This is a genomic window from Dactylosporangium sucinum (assembly GCF_014647515.1).
GTDB lineage: Bacteria > Actinomycetota > Actinomycetes > Mycobacteriales > Micromonosporaceae > Dactylosporangium > Dactylosporangium sucinum.
Map to the genome: position 1 here is coordinate 45,164 of NZ_BMPI01000066.1, position 20,837 is coordinate 66,000.

At 75.3% G+C, this 20,837-nt stretch carries 16 protein-coding genes; 10 read left to right on the forward strand and 6 right to left on the reverse strand.

Going from position 1 to position 20,837, the window contains the following annotated elements; all coding sequences use genetic code 11:
- The first annotated feature begins 59 nt into the window (after positions 1 to 59).
- The 8 genes from IEZ31_RS44070 (at position 60) to IEZ31_RS59600 (ending at position 10,517) form a co-directional block, all read left to right on the forward strand.
- Positions 60 to 659 (forward strand): DedA family protein, encoded by a 600-nt coding sequence (locus IEZ31_RS44070; RefSeq protein WP_190256106.1) that lies wholly within the window; start codon positions 60 to 62, stop codon positions 657 to 659.
- Positions 656 to 1,315: a nitroreductase family protein gene (locus IEZ31_RS44075; RefSeq protein ID WP_190256107.1), complete on the forward strand. Its 660-nt coding sequence runs from the start codon at positions 656 to 658 to the stop codon at positions 1,313 to 1,315. The genes IEZ31_RS44070 and IEZ31_RS44075 overlap by 4 nt, the downstream gene beginning before the upstream one ends.
- Positions 1,312 to 4,206: an Hsp70 family protein gene (locus IEZ31_RS44080; RefSeq protein ID WP_190256108.1), complete on the forward strand. Its 2,895-nt coding sequence runs from the start codon at positions 1,312 to 1,314 to the stop codon at positions 4,204 to 4,206. The genes IEZ31_RS44075 and IEZ31_RS44080 overlap by 4 nt, the downstream gene beginning before the upstream one ends.
- A gap of 410 nt (positions 4,207 to 4,616) precedes the next feature.
- Positions 4,617 to 7,556: a carbohydrate binding domain-containing protein gene (locus IEZ31_RS44085; protein WP_229836755.1), complete on the forward strand. Its 2,940-nt coding sequence runs from the start codon at positions 4,617 to 4,619 to the stop codon at positions 7,554 to 7,556.
- A gap of 346 nt (positions 7,557 to 7,902) precedes the next feature.
- Positions 7,903 to 8,439 carry a hypothetical protein gene (locus IEZ31_RS44090; RefSeq protein ID WP_190256110.1) on the forward strand — a complete coding sequence of 179 codons (537 nt, stop codon included), beginning with the start codon at positions 7,903 to 7,905 and terminating at the stop codon, positions 8,437 to 8,439.
- A 5-nt stretch (positions 8,440 to 8,444) separates the two neighbouring features.
- Positions 8,445 to 9,260 (forward strand): class F sortase, encoded by an 816-nt coding sequence (locus IEZ31_RS44095; protein ID WP_229836757.1) that lies wholly within the window; start codon positions 8,445 to 8,447, stop codon positions 9,258 to 9,260.
- Positions 9,261 to 9,278: 18 nt separating this feature from the next.
- Positions 9,279 to 9,959 carry a Crp/Fnr family transcriptional regulator gene (locus IEZ31_RS44100; RefSeq protein ID WP_229836759.1) on the forward strand — a complete coding sequence of 227 codons (681 nt, stop codon included), beginning with the start codon at positions 9,279 to 9,281 and terminating at the stop codon, positions 9,957 to 9,959.
- Between the two features lie 66 nt (positions 9,960 to 10,025).
- Positions 10,026 to 10,517 carry a helix-turn-helix transcriptional regulator gene (locus IEZ31_RS59600; protein ID WP_190256112.1) on the forward strand — a complete coding sequence of 164 codons (492 nt, stop codon included), beginning with the start codon at positions 10,026 to 10,028 and terminating at the stop codon, positions 10,515 to 10,517.
- A 37-nt stretch (positions 10,518 to 10,554) separates the two neighbouring features.
- Here the strand turns inward: IEZ31_RS59600 and IEZ31_RS44110 are convergent, their stop codons facing one another.
- The 6 genes from IEZ31_RS44110 to IEZ31_RS44135 are packed head-to-tail and all read right to left on the reverse strand — an operon-like array spanning position 10,555 to position 16,077.
- Entirely contained in the window at positions 10,555 to 11,175 is a 621-nt protein-coding gene (locus IEZ31_RS44110; RefSeq protein WP_190256113.1) for an isochorismatase family protein, read from the reverse strand.
- A complete protein-coding gene (locus IEZ31_RS44115; protein WP_190256114.1) occupies positions 11,169 to 12,176 on the reverse strand; it encodes an FAD-dependent monooxygenase in 1,008 nt (335 codons plus the stop codon). The genes IEZ31_RS44110 and IEZ31_RS44115 overlap by 7 nt, the downstream gene beginning before the upstream one ends.
- A gap of 13 nt (positions 12,177 to 12,189) precedes the next feature.
- Positions 12,190 to 13,458, reverse strand: a complete 1,269-nt coding sequence (locus IEZ31_RS44120; RefSeq protein ID WP_190256115.1) for an AMP-binding protein — start codon at positions 13,456 to 13,458, stop codon at positions 12,190 to 12,192.
- Entirely contained in the window at positions 13,455 to 14,204 is a 750-nt protein-coding gene (locus IEZ31_RS44125; RefSeq protein WP_190256116.1) for an amidohydrolase family protein, read from the reverse strand. Before IEZ31_RS44125 ends, IEZ31_RS44120 begins: the two co-directional genes overlap by 4 nt.
- Positions 14,201 to 15,298 (reverse strand): 3-dehydroquinate synthase II, encoded by a 1,098-nt coding sequence (locus IEZ31_RS44130; RefSeq protein ID WP_190256117.1) that lies wholly within the window; start codon positions 15,296 to 15,298, stop codon positions 14,201 to 14,203. Before IEZ31_RS44130 ends, IEZ31_RS44125 begins: the two co-directional genes overlap by 4 nt.
- Positions 15,295 to 16,077, reverse strand: a complete 783-nt coding sequence (locus IEZ31_RS44135) for a 2-amino-3,7-dideoxy-D-threo-hept-6-ulosonate synthase (RefSeq protein ID WP_190256118.1) — start codon at positions 16,075 to 16,077, stop codon at positions 15,295 to 15,297. The genes IEZ31_RS44130 and IEZ31_RS44135 overlap by 4 nt, the downstream gene beginning before the upstream one ends.
- Before the next feature lie 103 nt (positions 16,078 to 16,180).
- On the opposite strand from IEZ31_RS44135, the gene IEZ31_RS44140 reads away from it, so the two are divergent.
- Together IEZ31_RS44140 and IEZ31_RS44145 are read left to right on the forward strand one after the other, a co-directional pair.
- Positions 16,181 to 18,004 carry an anthranilate synthase family protein gene (locus IEZ31_RS44140; protein ID WP_229836761.1) on the forward strand — a complete coding sequence of 608 codons (1,824 nt, stop codon included), beginning with the start codon at positions 16,181 to 16,183 and terminating at the stop codon, positions 18,002 to 18,004.
- Positions 18,004 to 20,733, forward strand: a complete 2,730-nt coding sequence (locus IEZ31_RS44145; protein WP_190256120.1) for an ATP-binding protein — start codon at positions 18,004 to 18,006, stop codon at positions 20,731 to 20,733. The genes IEZ31_RS44140 and IEZ31_RS44145 overlap by 1 nt, the downstream gene beginning before the upstream one ends.
- Positions 20,734 to 20,837: the final 104 nt, after the last annotated feature.

Sequence of the window (20,837 nt, forward strand, 5' to 3'; positions counted from 1 at the left end):
ACACCGTGATGCAAGGAACGCGCCCGGTGACATTCCTGTGTACCTTCTAGAATTCTGCGATGACGGACTGGATCTTCGCGACGATCGACCTGCTGGGGCCCCTCGGGGTAGGGCTGCTGATCGCGCTGGAGACGCTCGTGCCGCCCATCCCGTCCGAGCTGATCCTGCCCCTGGCCGGGTTCCGCGCCCGGTCCGGGGCCATGCACCCGCTGCTGGTCTGGCTGGCGGCGACGCTGGGCGCGGTGACCGGTTCGCTCATCCTGTACTGGCTGGGCGCCCGCCTCGGCTACGAGCGCCTGCACCGGCTGGCCGGCAGGCGCTGGTTCGTCCTCACCAGCCGGCGCGACCTGGAGCGCGGGCACCGGCTGTTCGCCCGGCACGGTTCGTGGGTCGTCGCCGTGTCCCGGTGCGTGCCGGTCCTGCGCAGCCTCGTGTCGATCCCGGCCGGGGTCGAGCGGATGCCGCTGCGCCGGTTCGTCACGCTGACCGCCGCCGGCTCGGGCGTCTGGAACGCCCTGTTCATCGGGCTCGGCTGGCTGCTCGCGGACCGCTGGCAGGACGTCGAGCGCTACACCGCCCCGGCGGGCACGGTCGTGGCCGTCCTGCTCGGCGCCGGCGTCGTGCTGCTCGTCGTGCGCAAGGTGCGGCAGGCAGAATGAGCCGCATGGTGCTGCCGCTGTCCCCGGACGAACTGCTGACCACGACCCGCACGGTGCGCAAGCGGCTCGACCTGAGCCGCCCGGTGCCCCTGGAGCTGGTCCGGGAGTGCCTGGAGATCGCGCTGCAGGCGCCCAGCGGCTCGAACCGCCAGACCTGGCAGTGGGTCGTCGTCACGGACCCGGGCCAGCGGTCGAGGATCGGCGAGGTGTACCGCAAGGCGGTCGACGCCTACCTGGCCTCCCCCGGCGCGGCCGGCAAGCTCTTCGCCGACGACCCCGGGCGCTCGGCGGTCCAGCGCCGGGTCGGCGACAGCGTCGCCCACCTGGGTGAGCACCTCGGCAAGGCGCCGGTCCTGGTCATCCCCTGCCTGGCCGTGGGCCGCGCCGGCCGGCTCGGCGACGGCAACCAGGCCGGGCTGTGGGGCTCGGTGCTGCCGGCCGCCTGGAGCTACATGCTGGCCGCCCGCGCCCGCGGCCTGGGCACGGCCTGGACGACGCTGCACCTCAACCACGAGGAGGAGGTGGCCGGCATCCTCGGCCTGCCGGCGAACGTGCGCCAGGCGGCCCTGATCCCGACCGCGTTCTACACCGGCGACACCTTCCAACCGGCGCCGCGCCAGCCCCTCGACCAGGTGCTCCACCTCGACCGCTGGTGAGCGGGCCCGGGCCGCGGCTGGCGGTCGACTTCGGCACCTCGACGACGGTCGCGATGCTGCAGGACCGCGGCGGGCGGGTGCGCCCGCTGCTCTTCGACGCCTCGCCGCTGCTGGGCTCCGGGGTGTTCGCCGGCGCGGACCCGGACGCGGAGCTGCTGACCGGGGGCGACGCCGAGCGGGCCGCGGTCGGCCTGCCGCAGGGCCTCGAACCGTACCCCAAGCAGCGCGTCGACGACGGCACGGTCTGGCTGGCCGACCGGGACGTGCCGGTCGCCGACCTGATCGCCGCGGTCCTCGGCCGGGTCGCGGCCGAGGCGCGCCGGGTCGCCGGCGACCTGCCCGGCGAGGTGGTGCTCACCCACCCGAGCAGCTGGCGGCGGCTGCGCCGGGGCGTCCTGGCCGCGGCCGCGGCGCGGGCCGGCCTCGGCGCCGTCCGGCTCGTCGCGGAGCCGGTCGCGGCGGCCGCCTACTACGCGGGCCGACTCGGCCACGAGCTCCCCGAGGGCCGCTGCCTCGTCGTGTACGACCTCGGCGCCGGCACCTTCGACGTCAGCGTGGTCCGCCGGGCCGGCGCGGGCTTCACCGTGCTCGCGCACGACGGCCTGGCCGACGTCGGCGGCGTGTACCTCGACGCCGCCCTCGTCGAGCACGTGCGGGCGCTCACCGCCGGCCGGCCCGGCGCGGCGGACGGCTGGGCCGCGCTGGACCGCCCGCGCAGCACCTCCGAGCGGCGGGTGCGCCACCAGCTGCAGCTCGACGCCCGCGCGGTGAAGGAGCAGCTCTCCCGCCGGCCGTCCGCCGAACTGCACGTGCCGCTCGTCGACGCCGACGTCCACGTCACGCGCGCCGAGTTCGAGGCACTCGCCCGGCCCCACCTGGAGCGCACCACCGCCCTCACCGCGACCGTGCTGCGGTCCGTCGGCGTCGGGCCGGACGAGCTGGCCGGGGTCTTCCTCGTCGGTGGTGCCTCGCGGGTACCGCTGGCCGCCACGCTGCTGCACCGCGCCCTGCGGGTCGCCCCGACCACGCTCGACCTTCCCGAGCTGGTCGTCGCCGAGGGCGCACTGCAGGCCGAGTCCGAGCCGGCCCCGCCCGCCGCCGGCCGGGCCTCCGCGCCGCGCCCGGCCGCACGGGCCGAGGACGTCACCGAGCTGCGGGCAGCCGCCGCCGACGAGCGGGTCGCCCGGCGCGACGAGGCGCTGCACCTGGCCGGGCGGCTCCTGCGCGGCGGCGACCCGTCGGTGCGGACGGCCGCGTGCACGCTGCTGCTCGGGCTGGTCGGCGACGCCGACGCGGCGCTCGCCCGGCGGGCGCGGGAGCTGTGGTACGCCAGCGGGCTCGGCGCCCTGCCGGGCCCGCCCGGCGGGGGGAACGGCGCGTGGAACGGCCCGGGGAACGGCGCCGTCGTCGGCATCGACGTGGGTTCCGCCGAGTCGGCGGTCGCCGTCCTGGAGCGGGGCCGGGCCGTCCCGGTGCCGAACGCCGAGGGCGCCCTCAGCACCCCGAGCGTCGTGGCCGTCACCGCCGACGGGTCGACGCTGACCGGCGCGGCGGCCGCCCGGCAGGCGCTGACCAACCCGGAGCACACGGTGCGGGCGCCGGCCCTGCTGCTCGGCACCGGCTGGGCGCTCGACCGGGCCGGCGCCCGGTACACGGCCGAGGACCTGGTCACGATCCTGCTCGCGCGGCTGCACGCCGACGCCGAGGCCCACCTCGGCGGCCCGATCCACGGCGCGGTGCTCACCGCGCCGGCGTCGTTCGACCACGTCCAGCGGCTCGCCCTGGCCGGCGCGGCCCGGCGGGCGGGCCTGCCGGTCCTGCGGGTGATCTCCGCCCCGGCGGCGGCGCTGCTCGGCCACGGCGCCCACCACGGCGGGGAGCAGATCGTGCTGCTCGTCGACCTCGGCGCCGGCACGCTGGACGTGGCCCTCGCCGACGTCGGCGACGGCCTCATCGATCTCAAGGCGACCGCCGGCGACCAGCACCTCGGCGGCGACGACTGGGACCGGCGGATCGCTGAGCGGATCGCCGAGCAGGTCCGCCAGGACCACGGCCTGGACCTCGCCGCCCAGCCCGCCGCGCTCGCGCGGCTCCGGGAGGCCGCCGAGGCGGCGCGGATCGAGCTGTCGGCCGCCGGCTCGGCGCAGCTGCACCTGCCGTACCTGGGCGTCTCGCCCGCCGGCCCGGTCCACGTCACCGATACGCTCACCCGCTCGGCGTTGGAGGCGCAGACCCGGGACCTGCTGCACCGCTGCAGCGGCCCGGTGGACCGGGTCGTCATCGCGTCCGGCGTGCCGATCGCTGACGTCGACCGGGTCGTGCTGACCGGCGGCGCCGCCCGCATGCCGGCCGTCGCCGAGCTCGTGCGCGGGCTGACCGGCGGCCGCACCCCGTACCGCGGCCTCCCGCCGGAGGCGGTGGTCACCGGCGCCGCCGTGCAGGCCGGCATCCTCACCGGCCACGTGCGGGACACGCTGGTGCTGGAGTCGACCGCCCTGGACCTGGGCTTCGAGCTGGCCGGCGGCACCCAGCACATCCTGGTCCCCCGGCACACCCCGATCCCGCACCGGTCCTGGACGCTGGTCACCACCGGCACCGACGGCCAGACGTCGCTGCTGGTCCGGGTGTGCGAGGGCGACCACCCGGTGGCGGCGTCGAACCGCCCGCTCGCGGCGTTCGAGCTGACCGGCCTCCCGACCGCCCCGAAGGGCATGGTGGAGATCGAGCTGGAGTTCGACATCGACGCCAACGGCATCCTGACCGTCACCGCCCGCGACCGCGTCACCGGCAGCGACCGCACCGTCGTCGTCGACACCGTCGCGACCGACGACGCGGCCCTCGCCGCGGGCCCGGCCTCGACGCTCCCGGTCCCCCTGCACCGACCGGCCTGAGGCCGCCGCGGCGGTGGCGGGTGACCGCTATCGTGGTGGGGCCGTCGGGATCGTCCTCGGCCCGTTCAGGGCGACCGGCCCGTCCCGCGACTGAAGCCCGTCACTCCCACACCCAAGCGCGCCGATCTTGGAGTTGTAGTGGTCACAAAAGCCCACGAACAGGGTTCGAGCGGGCACCACAACTCCAAGATCGGCGCACGAGGGGGCCGGTGCGGGCGAGGTTGATCTTTGCAAGTCTTTGCGGTGCTTTCAGTGCGAGATCGCAGGTCAGTGCGCTGCTTGCGGTACAGCCGGGGGGAATCCTGCAAGAAGCTTGACAAGCATGAATGGGTCCGGCGACGCTCTTTCGCACGCGTTGCAACGCTGTCTCGGTCGGCCGCCACCGCATCGACGCAGCAAGGAGCCCCACCGTGCCCCTCAGACGTCTCCTCCTGTTCGCCACCACCGTCCTCGCCGTCGCGGTCGCCGGGCTCACCGCCGTGCCCGCCGCCGCGGCCAGCACCGTCACCGTCTACTACAAGCCCACCGCGGCCTGGACCACGGTGAACATCCACTACGCGCCGAACGGCGGCGCGTGGACCGCCGTGCCCGGCGTGCCGATGAGCGCCGCGACCTGCGCCGGCTGGTACGTGCGCACGCTCGACCTCGGCAGCGCCACCGGAGCCCAGGTCGTGTTCAACAACGGCGCGGGCACCTGGGACAACCACTCGGGTGCCAACTACAGCATCGGTACGGGCACCGTCACGATCACCGGCGGCGCCGTCGGCACCGGCAACCCGTGCACGACCCAGACCCCGCCGCCGGGCGGCAACACCGCGACCGTCTTCTACTCGACCGCGGGCCGGAGCTGGCCGGTGGTGAACATCCACTACGCCCCCGACGGGGAGGCGTGGACCGCCGTGCCCGGCGTGCCGATGAACGAGACGGCGTGCACCGGCTGGGTGAAGAAGACCGTCCAGCTCGGGGCCGCGACCGGCATGCAGGCCGTGTTCACCAACGGCACCGGGAGCTGGGACAACAACAACGGCGCCAACTACCGCATCGCGGCCGGCACCACGCGGGTCAGCGGCGGGGTCGTCACCGGCGGGGCCACCGACCCGTGCAGCTCGGTGCCGGCCGACACCACCGCGCCGAGCGCGCCGTCGGGGGTGACCGCGACCGTCGACCACGTCACCGTGACGCTGGCGTGGACCGCCTCGACCGACGACCGCGGCGTCACGGGGTACCAGATCACCCGCAATCCCGGCGGGACCGTGCTCACCAGCGCGTACAACGGCTACATCGACGGCAGCCCCGCCCCGCTGACCGCCTACACGTACACGGTCCGGGCAACCGACGCGGCCGGGAACCTGTCGGCGGCGTCGGCTCCGGTGACGGTCACCACCGGCACCGCGCCACCGCTGCCGGCCGGCGGGGAGATGCTCGGCGGCGACCCCCGCAAGGAGACCGTCTACTTCGTGCTCACGGCGCGGTTCTACGACGGCGACGCCTCGAACAACCGCGGCGGCAGCCAGCACGCGGCGTCGGGCAACGCGGCGAACAACGACCCGATGTTCCGCGGCGACTTCAAGGGCCTGGTCGACAAGCTCGACTACATCAAGGGCCTCGGGTTCTCGGCGATCTGGATCACGCCGGTCGTGCTCAACCGCTCCGACTACGACTACCACGGCTACCACGGCTGGGACTTCTACCGCGTCGACCCGCGGCTGGAGTCGCCCGGCGCCTCCTACCAGGACCTGATCAACGCCGCCCACGCCAAGGGCCTGAAGATCTACCAGGACGTGGTCTACAACCACAGCTCCCGCTGGGGCGCCAACGGCCTGTTCGTGCCGCCCGTCTGGGGCGCCCGCGACGGCCAGTGGGACTGGATGTACTCCGAGAAGGTCCCCGGCAAGCAGTACAACCCCCTGGAGGAGAACGCGCTCGGCCGGCCCTACAACGGCGACCTGTGGTCGACGACCGAGCCGGCCGGCAACACCTGCCGCAGCTGGGGCACGCCGACCGGCGCGAAGAGCCCCGAGGGCTACACCATCCACAACTGCCAGTGGCCGAGCCCGACGTCCGGCATGTTCCCGGCCAGCCTGTACCACCAGTGCTGGATCGGCAACTGGGAGGGCGAGGACTCCCGCTCCTGCTGGCTGCACGACGACCTGGCCGACCTCAACACCGAGAACCCGGTCGTGCAGCAGTACCTCATCGGCGCCTACAACCACTACATCGACATGGGCGTCGACGGCTTCCGCGTCGACACCGCCGTGCACATCCCGCGGGTCACCTGGAACCGCCGCTTCCTGCCGGCGCTGCAGCAGCGCCTGGTGCAGAAGTACGGCGCGGCGAAGGCGGCCGACTTCTACGTCTTCGGCGAGGTCGGCGCGTTCGTCAACGACAAGTGGAACCGCGGCTCGGTGAACCACTCGGCGCAGTTCTTCACCTGGAAGGAGCGTCGGTCCTATGTGGACGACGACGTGCAGGCGGCGCTGGACCAGTTCAACTACGAGAACGCGATGGGCACCGGCAACCAGCCGACGTCGGCGAACGCGTTCCTGAACGGCAACGCGTACCACGCGCCGGACCGCTCGCAGTTCTCCGGCATGAACATCATCGACATGCGCATGCACATGAACTTCGGCGACGCCACGAACGCGTTCCTCAACGGCAAGGACTCCGACGACTCGGTCAACGACGCCACGTACAACGCCGTCTACGTCGACTCGCACGACTACGGCCCGAACAAGTCCTCGACGCGGTACGCGGGCGGCACCGACGCCTGGGCCGAGAACCTGGACCTGATGTTCACGTTCCGCGGGGTGCCCGTGCTGTACTACGGATCCGAGATCGAGTTCCAGAAGGGCGCCCGCATCGACTGCGGCCCGACCTGTCCCCTGGCGACGACCGGCCGGGCCTACTACGGCGACAAGCTGCAGGGCACCGTGGTCGCGTCCGGCTACGGCGTGGTGTCCTCGGCGTCGGGCCAGGTGGCGACGACGCTGAGCCAGCCGCTGGTCAAGCACGTGCAGCGGCTCAACCAGATCCGCCGCGCGGTCCCGGCCCTGCAGCTGGGCCAGTACTCGACCGAGGGCGTCAGCGGGGGCCCGATGGCGTTCAAGCGGCGCTACACGAGCGGGGCGGTGGACAGCTTCGCGCTGGTCACGATCTCGGCCGGGGCCACCTTCACCGGGGTGCCGAACGGCACCTACACCGACGCGGTGACGGGTGACGTCAAGGTCGTCACGAACGGCACCCTGACCGCGACGGTCTCCGGCAAGGGGGCGATGCGGGTGTACGTGCTGAGCCTGCCCGGCAACCCGGCACCCGGCAAGGTCGGCGCCGACGGCCCGTACCTGCGCTGATGAGGTGAGGGCGCCGCGCGCGGCGCCCTCATCCCGCCGTCACCCTGTCATCGCGCTGTAGAGGAAGCCGACGATCACGAGGATTCCGAGCATCCCGATGATCATGAGCGAGTTGCCGCCGCTCGGCACGGCGGCGTCGTGGTCGTCGTCCGGTTCCATCGGCCAATCCTCGCGAAGGCCGGGCCGGACGACCGCCCCGTCACCGGCGGTTCGCCCTTGAGTTCGCCCCCTGGACCAGGGAATCTGTCCGTACGGCGGAGCCCGCCCCGGCGCGATCGATCGTTATGGAAATGGACGGTCGGGGTACCACTGACGGACGCAACACTTCCACGGAGGGATCGGTGCCATGTCCCAACCGGCGCGGCGGGCACACGCCAGGAACTCCGCCCGCAACCGCACCGCGGCCGCGGCCGCCGCGGCGGCGCTGATCGTGATCCTGCTGTCCGTGCTCGCGTACTGCACGTGGGCCGACCGGGGCGGCGAGCACGCGGCCCCGAACCCGTCGGCGAGCGGCACCCGCGGCCCCGGCAACGCCCCGGGCGGCTCGGGTTCCGGCGGCGCCGCGTCTGCGGGCGCCGGCCCGGGCGGCTCGGCCTCGGGAGCGTCGGCCACCGCGGGCGGCGCTGGTCCCGGCGGCTCGGCGGGCGCCGGCGGCGGGGGCGCGGGTCCGGGCAGCTCAGCGGGCGCCGGCGGCTCGGCCACCGCGGGCGGCGGGGCCGGCGGCGCGGGCACCGACGTCACCCCGAGCGGCGCCCCGGGCACCGGCGGCGGCGGTGGCCTGGCGATGCGGAACCCGGCGCTGGCCGCGGGCGGCATCGTCCTGCTCCTCGCGGCGGCCGCCCTGTTCGTCTTCCGCAACCGTCCCCGCACGGAAGCCTCCTGAACACGATGCGCCGCCCCGACGCCGGACGGCTCCGGGCCACGGCCGCCATGATCGTGGGAGGGATCCGGTTGCCCGGGCCGCCGGATCCTTCCCACGATCGTGAGAACGGGCGGGCGGCGGCCCGGCGGCGCGGGCTCGACGCGCTGACCGCGGTCCTGGCCGTCGCCGGGCTGGTGCTGATCGTCGTCGGGGCCGGTCCCGCGCCGCCGCGACCGGCGACCGGGCCGGCCGCGGAGGCCGCCGCCGCCCGGCCCGCGCCGCCCGGGCACTCGGCCGCCAACGCCGCGGGGAGCCCGGCCGCGGGTGCCGGCGCGGGTGCCGGCGGGAGTCCGGCCGGGGCGCGGGACCTCGCCGGGCTGGGGCCGTCGGCGCCGGTGCGGCTGCGCATCCCGGCGATCGGCGTCGACACCGGGCTCATGTCGCTGGGGCTCAACGCGGACGGCACCGTCGCCGTCCCGCCGCTGCGGGCGGACGCGCCGGCCGGGTGGTACCGCAACCTCCGCACGCCCGGCGAGAACGGCCCGGCCGTCATCCTCGGCCACGTCGACACGGCCTCCGACGGGCCCGCCGTGTTCTACCGGCTGCGCGACCTCAGGCCCGGCGACACCGCGACCGTGTGGCGGGAGGACGGCAGCGTGGCCACGTTCACGGTGGAGCAGGTGGTCGAGGTGCCGAAGTCGGACTTCCCGACCGAGGACGTGTACGGGCCGGTCGGCTACCCGGCGCTGCGGCTCGTGACGTGCGGCGGGACGTTCGACCGGCTGCACCGGACGTACCGTGGCAACATCGTGGTCTCCGCGAGGCTCACCGCCGCCGGGTGACGGCCTAAGGTGGGTGCCGTGAGCACCGCGTGGGCGCCGAACACCTTCCTCGGCGGGCTGCCGCCCGCGACCGCGGCCGAGGTGGTCGGGCTCAGCGTGCGGCGGCAGTTCGCGCCGGGGCGGGTCGTGCTGCGGGAGGGCGACCGGGACAGTCACGTCGAGCTCATCATCAGCGGGTTCGTGAAGGTGACGACGTCGGTCGAAGGGGTCGAGACGCTGCTCGGCATCCGGGCGCCCGGCGACGTGGTCGGCGAGATCGGGGCGCTCACCGACCAGCCGCGCAGCGCGACGGTGACGGCGTGCGGGCGGGTGGTCGCCGGGGTGGTGACGCGGGCCGACTTCGAGGCGTTCCTGCGCCGGCACCCGGAGGCGGCGCTGCGGGTCACCGCGGCCGTGGCCGAGCAGCTGCGCTGGGCCAACCGGCGGCGGATCGACTTCGCGGTGTACCCGGCGCATGTCCGGCTGGCCCGCCTGCTCGTGGAGATCGCCGGCACCTGCGGCCGGCCGGGGCGCGACGGCGGGATCGAGATCGGGGTGCCGCTGAGCCAGCCGGAGCTGGCGACCATGATCGCGATCGGGCCGGCGACGGTGCAGAAGGCGATCCAGGAGCTGCGCGGGCGGGGGCTGATCAGCACCGGGTACCGCCGGCTGACCCTCCTCGACATGGACGCCCTGCGGGAACTCGCCGAGATCCCCTGATTCGAGCAGGTCTTCGCGGCCCGTCCGGCACACGATCAGGTGGGAGTCACGACGAGGAGGACCGTGATGGGCGAGGGGGACCACCACCAATCGGAGCAGGTCGCGGCGGTGCTGGCCGGGCTGTCCGCGCCGACCCGGCGCGCGCTGCAGGTGGCGTCGGCGATCGGGCCCGCGTTCGGGCTGGCCGAGCTGGCCCGCCTGCTGGACTGCCGGGCGGCGGCGCTGCTGCCGGCGGTGGACGAGGCGCTGGCCGCCGGGCTGGTGACCGGCGACGGCGACGTGCTCGTGTTCAGCCACGAGACGGTGCGGGCGTGTGTCGAGGCGTCGATGCCGCGGCCGGTGGCCGTGGCGCTGCGGGGGGAGCTCACGCGGCCGCGGTGGGAGGCGCTGAGCGAGCAGGAGCGGGAGATCGCCCGGCTGGTCGGCCGCGCGCTGACCAACCAGCAGATCGCGCGGCGGATCGGCCGCTCACCGCACACCGTGAACTACCACCTGCGCCAGATCTTCCGGAAGCTGGGCATCGTGTCCCGGGTCGAGCTGGCGTCATTCGCCAAGTGAGTGCGGTGCGGTGCACCGGTCGAGCCGAGCGCGGCGGTCATCGCCCGAGCTGTACGAGCACCTGCGCGGTCGTGAGGGTGACCGCGCAGGCCCGGGCGGCGTAGTCGAGGGCGAGGCGGTGGTCGGCGGCGCTGAACGCGGCCACCGCGTCGGCGACCAGGAAGGCCTCGACGTCGTGTGCGTAGGCGTCGCAGGCCGTGAGCAGGCACCCCAGGTGGGCGAAGACCCCGCAGACGATCAGCTGGTCGCGGCCGGTCGCCGCCAGGTGCTCGGCCAGCCCGGTGCGGTGGAAGGCGCTGTACCGCCACTTCGTGAGCACCAGGTCGTCCGGCCCGGGCGCGAGCGCGGCGACGACGTCCCGGTTCGCCGGGTCGTCGGTCATGCCGGGCCCCCACACGTCGTGCAGCAGGCCCCGGTCGGCCCGGCTCATCCGCCCCGGCTGGGCGGAGTAGATCACCGGCAGGCCGGCGGCCCGCAGCGCGGCGATGTTGGCGAGCAGCTCGGTCGTCGGGGACGCGCCGGACGGCAGGAAGCCGACGAAGTACCCCTGCATGTCGTGGATGAGCAGCGCGGCGCGGCGCGGGTCGGGCCGCCACGGCGCCGGCCCGGGGACGAGGTCGGCGGCGGTCGGCATGGCGTACGGCTGAATCGTCAGCATCCGTAGATCCAATCGTGGTCGGGCAGGGTGGCCGGGGCGCCGTGGCGGCCCGCGTCGACGGCGGCGATCACCCGGTCGACGCGGGGCCGGCGCAGCGCCTCGAAGGCGTCGAAGCCGCCGGTGCCGCGCAGCGCGGCGGCGACGGCGGCCGCGTCCTCGATGGCCTGGGCGGCGCCCTGGGCGAGGAACGGCAGCATGGGGTGGGCGGCGTCGCCGACGACCGCGAGCCGTCCGCGGTGCCACTTCGGCAGCGGGGGCCGGTCGAGCAGTGCGCCGTGCACGCCGCCGGCGAGGGCCGACCGGACGTCGGCGTGCCAGCCGGCGAAGAAGATGGCGGGATCGGCGTCGTCCGGCAGGATGCCGGCGACGTTGCGCAGGCCCCCGCCGACCGGGTAGGTCACGCAGTGCCCGCCGGGGCCGAGCCAGACGGCGATCCGCGGCTCCCCCGGGTCGTCCGGCACCAGCGCCCGGACGGCGGCGAAGCCGGTGGGGCGCTCGTCGTCGACCGCGATGCAACCGCGGATGGCCGAGTGCAGGCCGTCGGCGCCGATGACGGCCGCGGCCCGGTGCCGGGCGCCGCCGGAGCAGCGCAGCTCGACGCCGCCACGGAACTCCTCCACCCCGATGCAGCGGTGCCGGTGGCGCACCGGCGCGGTGCAGGCCGACGCGAGGACCCGCAGCAGCTCGGACCGCAGGAGGAGCCGGTACGGCGCGCCGTAGCGGCGGGTCGCCGCCTCCCCCAGCTCGGTGCGGGCCAGCAGCCGGCCGTCGTCCCACCGGCGCAGCTCGCGGGCGACCGGCCGGACGGACACGGCGTCGAGCGCCGGCCCGAGCCCGAGCCGGTCGAGCACCCGCCCCGCGTTCGGCGCGAGCTGGATGCCGAAGCCGCCCGCCGACGGCGCGTCCGAGCGTTCGAGGACGGTGCAGGGCAGGCCCTCCGCACGCAGCGCCAGGGCGGTGGTGAGGCCGGCGATCCCGCCGCCGACGACCGCGATGTCCATCGCGTTCCTCTCCTCAGTAGTAGCGCAGTGCCTTGTCCCAGTCCTCGCCCTCGGCGAACAGCCCGCGGGGCTTCATGACGTCGGCGGTGGCGGTCAGCAGCGCGTGCGGCACGAGCCCGCCCGGGGGCACGCCGACGACGTCGGCCTCGACGCCGTACGCGCGGCCGATCGCGTCCGTGAGGCCGGTGACGGCGGCGGTGCGGTACCGCTCGGCCACCTCGATCTCGACGCGCAGCCGGCCGCCGGCCGGGCGGGCGCGCCAGAACAGCACGCCGAGGTCGGCCGGCAGCTCGAAGACGAGCGTCTCCAGGCCGAGCTGGGTGAGGCCGCCGACGCTGAACGCGGTGCGGCCCAGCACGCTCACGGTGGGCAGCGACCAGCCGCACGGACAGTCCACATAGGACACTTCGACGTCGTCCTCGATGTTGTACCGCAGCAGCGGCATCGCCTCGCGGTACAGTGGCGTGACCACGAGCTGCCCGCGCCCCTCCGCCGCCAGGCGTCCGGTGGCCGGGTCGAGCACCTCGAAGACCGCCCGGTCCGCCCATAGGTGCATCCGCCCGTGCTCGCACTCGCCGGCCAGCGTCCCCGTCTCGGTCGCGCCGTATTCCTCGACGACCGGCGCGCCCCACAGCGCCGAGATCCGCGCCTTGCGGGCGGCGCTGACCGGCTCCCCGCCGACGAACAGCGCCCGCAGGGCGGGGAAGTCGGCGCCGGGCCGGTAGCCGGCGGCGGTCGCGGCGGCGGCCCACACGAGCGTGTCGGTCGGCAGCGACCAGGTCAGCGTGACGCCGAGGTCGTGCAGCACGCGGACGACCCGCGAGTAGGGCATGGCGAGCGTGCGGTTGTCGGCCGGCACCACGGTCGCGCCGCGCAGCCGGGCCGCGGCGTGGGCGAGGTGCCCGGTGATCATCAGGGCGTACGGGGTGCGGACGAGCAGCATGTCGGCCGGCGCGATGCCGACCCACTTGCGGGCGAAGCGCTCGGCGAGGTCGAGCCAGTCGCGCTCGGTGTAGTAGGACGCGGTGGGCGCGCCGCTGGAGCCGCTCGACTCGTGGTACGTGGCGAGGTCCTCGCGACCGGCGGCCAGGAGGCCGAACGGGTACGCGTCGCGCAGGTCGGCCTTGGTGGTCAGCGGCGCCTCGGCGAGCGTGGCCGGGACGCCGCGCCGGCGGTAGAAGGGCGAGCGGGCGGCGGCGGCGAGCAGCTCGGGCAGCCTTTCCTGCTGCAGCTTGTGGAGCGCTTCGAAGCTCGACCAGTCGCCGAGCCGGGGGTTGGTCATGACACGTCCTCTCCCAGGAGGCGCAGGGCGTTGCCGGCGGCCACCTGGCGCCGTTCGGCAGGGGTCAGGTCGAGGGCGGCGAGCTTGGCCAGCTCGACCGCGGGGTGCTGGAGCGGGTGCTCGGTGCCGAACAGCACCCGATCGGCGCCGAGCCGCCGCACGGCCAGCCGGGCGGTGACGGTGAGGCAGCCGGACAGCTCGGCGTGGATGTTCGGCACGGGCGCGATCGTGGTGAGCCCGCTGGTGTCGAGGCCGGTGTGCCCGCAGTGGCCGGAGACGAACGCGACGCCGGGGTTGGCCCGGGCCAGGCGGGCCAGGTCGGCGGGGCGTGTTCCGGGCCGGCCGAGGGTGACGACGTACACCGGGTGACCGGCGCTGCGGGCGGTGTTCACGAGGTCGGCGACCCCGGGCTCGTCCAGGCGGAACCCGTGGACGGCCGGCGACAGCTCCAGGCCCCGGAAGCCGGCCGCGACCGCCCGGTACCGCTCGACGTCGGCCCGCGGGTCGGCGAGGAAGAACGGCAGGAGCCGCCCGCCGGTGGCCGCGCACGCTTCGCGCAGGGCGTCGTTGTCGACGGGCGCGTCGCTGCGGCCGCCGTCGGTGATCTGGTCGGCCAGCCGGTCGAGGTCGAGCAGGCCGCCGGGGGCGACGGCGGCGCGGGCGATCCCCGCGCCGTCCATCGCCGCCAGCAGCGCCTCGCTGGCGCCCGGACGGGGCGCCAGCCGGGCGTGGAAGTCGACGATCATTGCTCGTAGCACAGCTCGTCGATGGGGTAGCCGACGTGCCGCTCCCGTTGCGGCAGGTAGCCCAGGATCGTGTCGCCGGGCTTGAGCTCGGTCGAGTTGAGCACCTTGGCGCCCGGGCCGAGGATGCGCACGTGCCAGTCGTCCTGGACGATCACGTTGACCCGCTCGCCGGACGGGGCGACGGCGTCGACCGACAGCAGCGGCCGCGTCTCGATCTTGATCCGGCCGACGGTGACGGGCCGGGTGCGGCCGTCCGCCCCGACGGCGAGGACGGTCGCGCCGGCGGTGAGCTCGCTGAGGTACCGCGTGTGCTCGTGGTCGGCGAGCGTGTAGGACATGATGGCGCCGGCGTTGACCCGGAACGGGCGGGTCGGCATGTACGGCAGCGGGTGGGTCTCGCTGACGCACAGCACCATGCCCTTCGACCGCGACCCGACCAGGATCCCCTCGTCCTGGCGCAGGTAGGTGCAGGTGTCGACGCAGGCGCGCTCGCCGGTGCCGGCGTGCCGGATGCCGGTGACGGTCAGCTCGGTGAGCTCCAGGTCGGGCGAGCGGCGCTCGACCGCCTCCTTGAGCCGGATGGCCTCGCCGGGGGCCCGCGGGGCGAGCAGCAGCCCGTCCGGCCCGTGCTCCAGGATGCTCAGGTACACGGAGGCCTCGTCCGCCCGCGGTACCGCGGTGACGATGAGCCCGTGCGCGTCGGCCGCGGCGGCGAGGACGATCTCGAGCGGGATGTTCGTCGGGTCGCGGAACGCGAGCACGGTCACCGGGTCGCGGCGCACGCTGTCGCACGCCGCCTGCAGCGTCTCCGGGTCCGTGACGTCGACGTAGGCGCCGACCCGCAGGCCGGGGTGGCGGTCGGCGTACTCGGCCGGGTCGCCCTTGGTGACGAGGACCAGGTCGGCCTCGCCGGGGTCGTCGTGCGCGTCGGCGACGACGAGCACGCGGGTCACGGTCGGCGGCAGCCCCGCCAGGACCGCCGGGTCGTCGGCGACGATCGCGTCGAGGCCCACGTGGACGGCCTCCTGGCAGAGGGCCGGCGCGACCTCGCCGGCGCCGCGCACGTCGATCCAGCACTGCTTCACGTCGCTCATCGCGCCACCGCCGGGGTGCGGTCGTGGACCACCGCGGCGACGCGGCGCACCATGGCGGCCGGGTCGGGGGCGGTGAAGACCAGCCGGCCGACGGCGACGCCGCCGGCGCCGGCCCGCATCGCGTCGGCGAGGTGCGGCAGCACGTCGTCGCCGGCGCCGCCGCCGGCCGCGAGGACCGGGATCGGGCAGCCGGCGACGACCGCGGCCAGCGCCGACGGCGAGCGGGGCAGCAGGGTCTTGACCAGGTCGGCGCCGAGGTCGGCGGCGAGCGTGGCGGCGTGGGCGACCAGCTCCGGCGCGCGGCAGTCGGCGATCTGCGGCCCGCGCGGGTAGACCATCGCCAGCAGCGGCAGGCTCCAGCGGTCGCAGGCCTCGGCGACCCGGGCGAGGCCCTCCACCTGGCGCGCCTCCGTGGCGGCCCCGAGGTTGACGTGGACGCTGACCGCGTGGGCGCCGAGGCGCAGCGCCTCCTCGACCCCGCAGACGAGGACCTTGGCGTCGGGGTCGGGCGCCATGGTCGTCGACGCGCTGAGGTGCACGATGAGCGACATCGACCGGAACGATCGGCTGTGGAGGTGGCGCAGCGCGCCCTTGTGCAGCACGACGGCGTCGGCGCCGCCGTCGGCGAGCTGACCGACGAGCCGGTCCAGCTGCCCGTTGCGGACGATCGGCCCGCCGGTCACGGAGTGGTCGAGCGGCACGACGAGCAGGCCGGCCGTGTCGCGGCGATGCAGGTGCTGGAGGCGGACCCGCCTCGCGAAGGTGTCGTGAACTGCCATGCCCCGGACCGTAGGCGCGGCCCCGGGTAGCCCTCCACTACCTCAGTTGGCTGCCCGGACGAGTAGTTGCCGCCTGCTCGCGCCGGTTGCGACGGTGCTGGGCATGAGCGCTTTCGCGTTGCTGTGCCGGGGCGACCGGCTCGAGATTCTCAGCGGGCCGCCGGTCGCGGCGGCGTCGGTGACCACGCTGCCGACCGGCGACCGGCCGGTGTTCGCGGCCGTACCGTACCGCCAGATCGCCGAGCGCGGCCTGCCGTGCGCCGACGACGGGGCGCCGCTGCTCGCCTTCCAGGTCGAGCGGCACACGTCGATGCCGCTCGACGCGGCCCTGGCCTGGCTGCCCTCCGGCGGCTCGCTGGCGGGCGGGGGCTTCGACCTGGACGACGCGGCCTACGCGGACCTGGTCCGCGCCGTCGTCGCCGGGGAGATCGGCCGCGGCACGGGCTCGAACTTCGTGCTGCGCCGCACCTTCCGCGCCACGCTCGGCGGGTCGCCGTCCACGACCGCGCTCGCGCTGTTGCGCCGGCTGCTGGTGAGCGAGCGGGGCGCGTACTGGACGTTCCTGGTGCACTGCGCCGGGCGCACCCTCGTCGGGGCGAGCCCGGAGTGCCAGGCCCGCCTGCGGGCCGGGGTGGCGATGATGAACCCGATCAGCGGCACGTACCGCTACCCGACCGGCGGCCCCACCGCCGACGGCCTGCGCGCGTTCCTCGCCGACCGCAAGGAGTCGGACGAGCTGTTCATGGTCGTCGACGAGGAGCTCAAGACGATGGCCCGCATCTGCACCGGCGGCGGCCGGCTGCGCGGGCCGTGGCTGCGGCCGATGTCGCGGCTGGCCCACACCGAGTACCGCATCGAGGGCCCGACCCGCCTCGACCCGCGCGCGGTGCTGCTGGAGACGCTGCCGGCCCCGACGGTGACCGGCAGCCCGCTCGCGGCCGCCTGCCGGGTGATCGCCGACCACGAGCCGGACGGCCGCGGCTACTACGGCGGCGCGGTGGCCCTCATCGGCCGCGACTCCCTCGACTCGGCCCTGCTCATCCGTACCGCGGAGATCTCGGCCGACGGGTCGGTGCGGGTCTCGGCGGGCGCCACCCTGGTCCGGCACTCGGACCCGGCCGCGGAGGCGGCGGAGACGCGCGCCAAGGCGGCCGCGCTCGTCGGTCCCCCGCCGTCCGTCAGGATTCCCCGGATTCCGACCGAGGGGATGGGCACGATGCTGGCGGCGCGCAACGACGGACTGTCGCGGTTCTGGCGGGGGCGGTCCACCCGCTGGCCGGACGAGCGGCTGGCCGGGCGGCGGATCCTCGTCGTGGACGCCGAGGACGACTTCACCGCGATGCTCGCCCGGCTCCTGGAGGCGCTCGGGACGCGGGTGCGGGTCGAGCGGTACGACACTGCGAAGCCCGACGACCACGACGCCGTCGTGCTCGGGCCCGGGCCCGGCGACCCGCGCGACGCGAGCGACCCGCGTATCGCCCGGCTGCGCGAGCTGGCCCGCGAGCGGCTCACGACCGGCGCGCCGCTGCTCGCCGTCTGCCTCGGCCACCAGGTCGTCGCCGGGGAGCTGGGCCTCGCCGTGCGCCGGCTGGCCCGCCCCGAGCAGGGGGTGCAGCGGGTGGTCGCGCCGTACGGGCGGGTCGGCTTCTACAACACCTTCACCGCCGTCAGCCCGGCCGACGTGCTGACCAGCCCGCTCACCGGCCGGTCGGTGCGCGTGCTGCGCGATCCGGCCACCGGCGCCGTGCACGCGCTGGCGGGGCCTGCGGTACGGTCGATGCAGTTCCATGTCGAGTCGGTGCTCACCGAGCACGGACCGGCCATCCTGCGGCGCATGCTGGCCGGTGTGCTCGCCCCCGAGTCACCCGGAGGTCGACCGAAAGGCTGTAGTCCGCGATCATCCACGTCACCCAGAATGTGCGCTTGATGGTGCACAGAACCTTCGGCCGCGACCGGGAACTGGCCGGCCTGCACGCCGCGGTGGCCGCCACCACGGCCGGGGCCGGCGGGTGCACCGTGCTCACCGGCTCGGCCGGGATCGGCAAGTCGCACCTGGTCCGCGCGGCCGTCGCGCACGCGGAGAGCCTCGGGGCGCCGGTCGCCGCGCGCGCCGCGTTCGAGCTGGACCGGGCGGCGCCGCTGGTCACGCTCGCGTCGGCGCTGCAGCAGATCCGGCCGCGCAGCGACGCGTTCGGCTGGCTGGGCGAGGACCACGACAACCAGTATCGCCTGCTGGAGCGGCTCGGGGCCGCGCTGGAGGACCTCACCGACGGCCGCCCGCTCGTCATCGCGATCGACGACGCCCACTGGATGGACGAGCTGTCCGCCCTGGCCGTGCGCGAGCTCGTGCCGGCCCTGGCGGGCGCGCCGGTGCGGTGGGTGTTCGCCCGCCGGCCCACGCCCGTCGACACGCCCGGCCAGCAGGTCGTCGACTGGCTGATCCGGGAGGGCGCGGAGCACGTGCGGCTGGGCACCCTCGACGACGCCGCCGTCGGGCGGCTCTGCCGGCAGGTCATCGGCGCCGAGGTCGACAACACCGTGCTCGCCCTCGCCGGCGGCTGCGACGGCATCCCGCTGCAGGTCGAGCAGCTGCTGCGGGCGCTGCAGGCGACCGACCAGCTGGTGATCAGCGAGGGCGTCGCCACCGTCGTCGGCGACGAGCTGCCGTCGAGCTTCATCACGATCGTCGACCAGGTGCTGCGCGGGCTCTCCGACGACACCCGGCTGCTGCTGCGGGCCGGGTCGGTGTTCGGCCGGCCGTTCACGGTCGACGCCGCCGCGCGGCTGCTCGGCACCCGGCCGGGCGCGCTGCTGCCCCGGGTCGACGAGGCGGTCGCCGCGAAGGTGCTGGTCGACGGCGAGGACGGGCTGCAGTTCGTGCACGACCTGGTCCGGCTGGCCGTCCACGGCTCGATCGGCGAGTCGGTCGGCGCGCTGCTGCACCGCGAGGCCGCGGCCGTCACCCGCGACGAGGGCCGCTCGCCGGTCGAGGTGGCCGAGCACCTGCTCAAGAGCGGCCGGGCCGGCACCCGCGAGGCCGTCACCATGCTGCACGAGGCCGCGATGGAGGTGGCCGGGCAGGCCCCGGCGACCGCGGCCGACCTCATCGTCCGGGCGCTCGGCGTGGTCGGCGAGCACAACCCGGTCCGGGTCGCCCTGGTCGCCGACGCCGTCGGGCTGCTCGCCTCCGCGAGCCGGCTGGAGCAGGCACACGAGCTGGGCGAGGCGGCGCTGCGGGCCGGCCTGCCGCCGGCCACCGAGGCGACGCTGCTGCACGGGCTCGCCGACGCGTTCAAGCACGCGGGGCAGAACCGGCGCGCGGTCGAGTACACCGACCGGGGCCTGCGCCACGACGACATCCCCGACGCCGTGCGCGCGAAGCTGTGGGCCGTCCGGGCGCACGCCCTGTTCTACGTCGGCGATCTCGCCGGGGCCGACCGGGCGGGGCACGAGGGGTACACCATCGGCCAACACTCGCAGGAATGGGCGGCGTCGGTCTTCGGCCTGACCGCGCGCAGCCTCGTGGCGCAGGCCCAGGGCCGCCCGCCGGACGCCCTCGCCCACGCGCAGGAGGCGACCGAGATCGCCGACCGGGTGGGCGGCGAGGCTGCGCACCGGCACCCGCGGATCTGGCTCGCCGACGCGCTGACCGGCATGGACCGGTTCGACGAGGCCGACCAGGTCATCGTGCGCGGCCGCCAGGAGACCGAGCGGCTCGGCACGGCCTGGTCGGCCCCGCTGTGGCACTACTACCGCACGACGCTGCTCACCGCGCGCGGCCGGCTCGCCGAGGCGGTCGCCGAGGCCGAGAACGGCGTCGCGCTCGCCGAGCAGCTCACCGCCGTCGCCGTCGCGGTGCCGCTGCTGGGCCAGCTCATCCGGCTGGCGATCCTGCGCGGCGACGACGACCAGGCGCGGGAGTACCTCGACCAGCTGCGCCGCCGCGTCGCCACCGGCGCGACCGCGGCGCCCGAGGACATCGTGTGGCCGGAGGCGTACCTCCAGAACGCCCTCGAAGGCCCCGACGTGGCCCTGCGCACGATCGCCGGCCTGTACGACGCCCTCCCCGACCGGCCGATGATCGTCATCCAGCACCCGTGCTCGGCGGCTTCGCTCGTTCGCATCGCGCTCGGCGCGGGCGACCCGTCCCGGGCCGCGGTTGTGGCCGCCGTCACCCGGCGCATCGCCGACCGCAACCCCGGCCTGCACTCCCTCGCCGGCGCCGCCCTGCACGCCGAGGGCCTGCTGTACGAGGACCACGGCCGGCTGCTCGACGCGGTGGCCCGGTTCCGCAAGACGCCGCGGCCGCTCGCGCTGGCCGGCGCCCTGGAGCACGCCGGCGAGGTCCAGGAGGCGCTCGAGCTGGCCACCGAGTACGGCGCGCACCGCATGCGGCTGCGGCTGCTCGACCGGCTCGGCGGCCGCCCGCCGGCCCCGGAGCCGCCACCGTTCCGGCCGGCGTCGCCGCTCGCGCAGCTCACGCCGGCCGAGCTCAAGGTCGCGCTGCTGGTGGCCGACGGGCACAAGAACCGGGCGGTCGCGGAGCAGCTGTTCCTGTCCCGGCACACGGTCGACAGCCACCTGCGCAAGATCTTCCAGAAGCTGGACATCCGCAGCCGGGTCGAGCTGGCGGCGCTCATCGCCCGCGAGCGCTAGGCCCAGTTGTGCAACAGGGCCCAGTGACTAGATCCTTGGGTTTGAGAATCTGGACAGGAGAGTCAGGTTTTCAAGCTGGGTTTTTGGAGGCGGGCTCGAGTGAT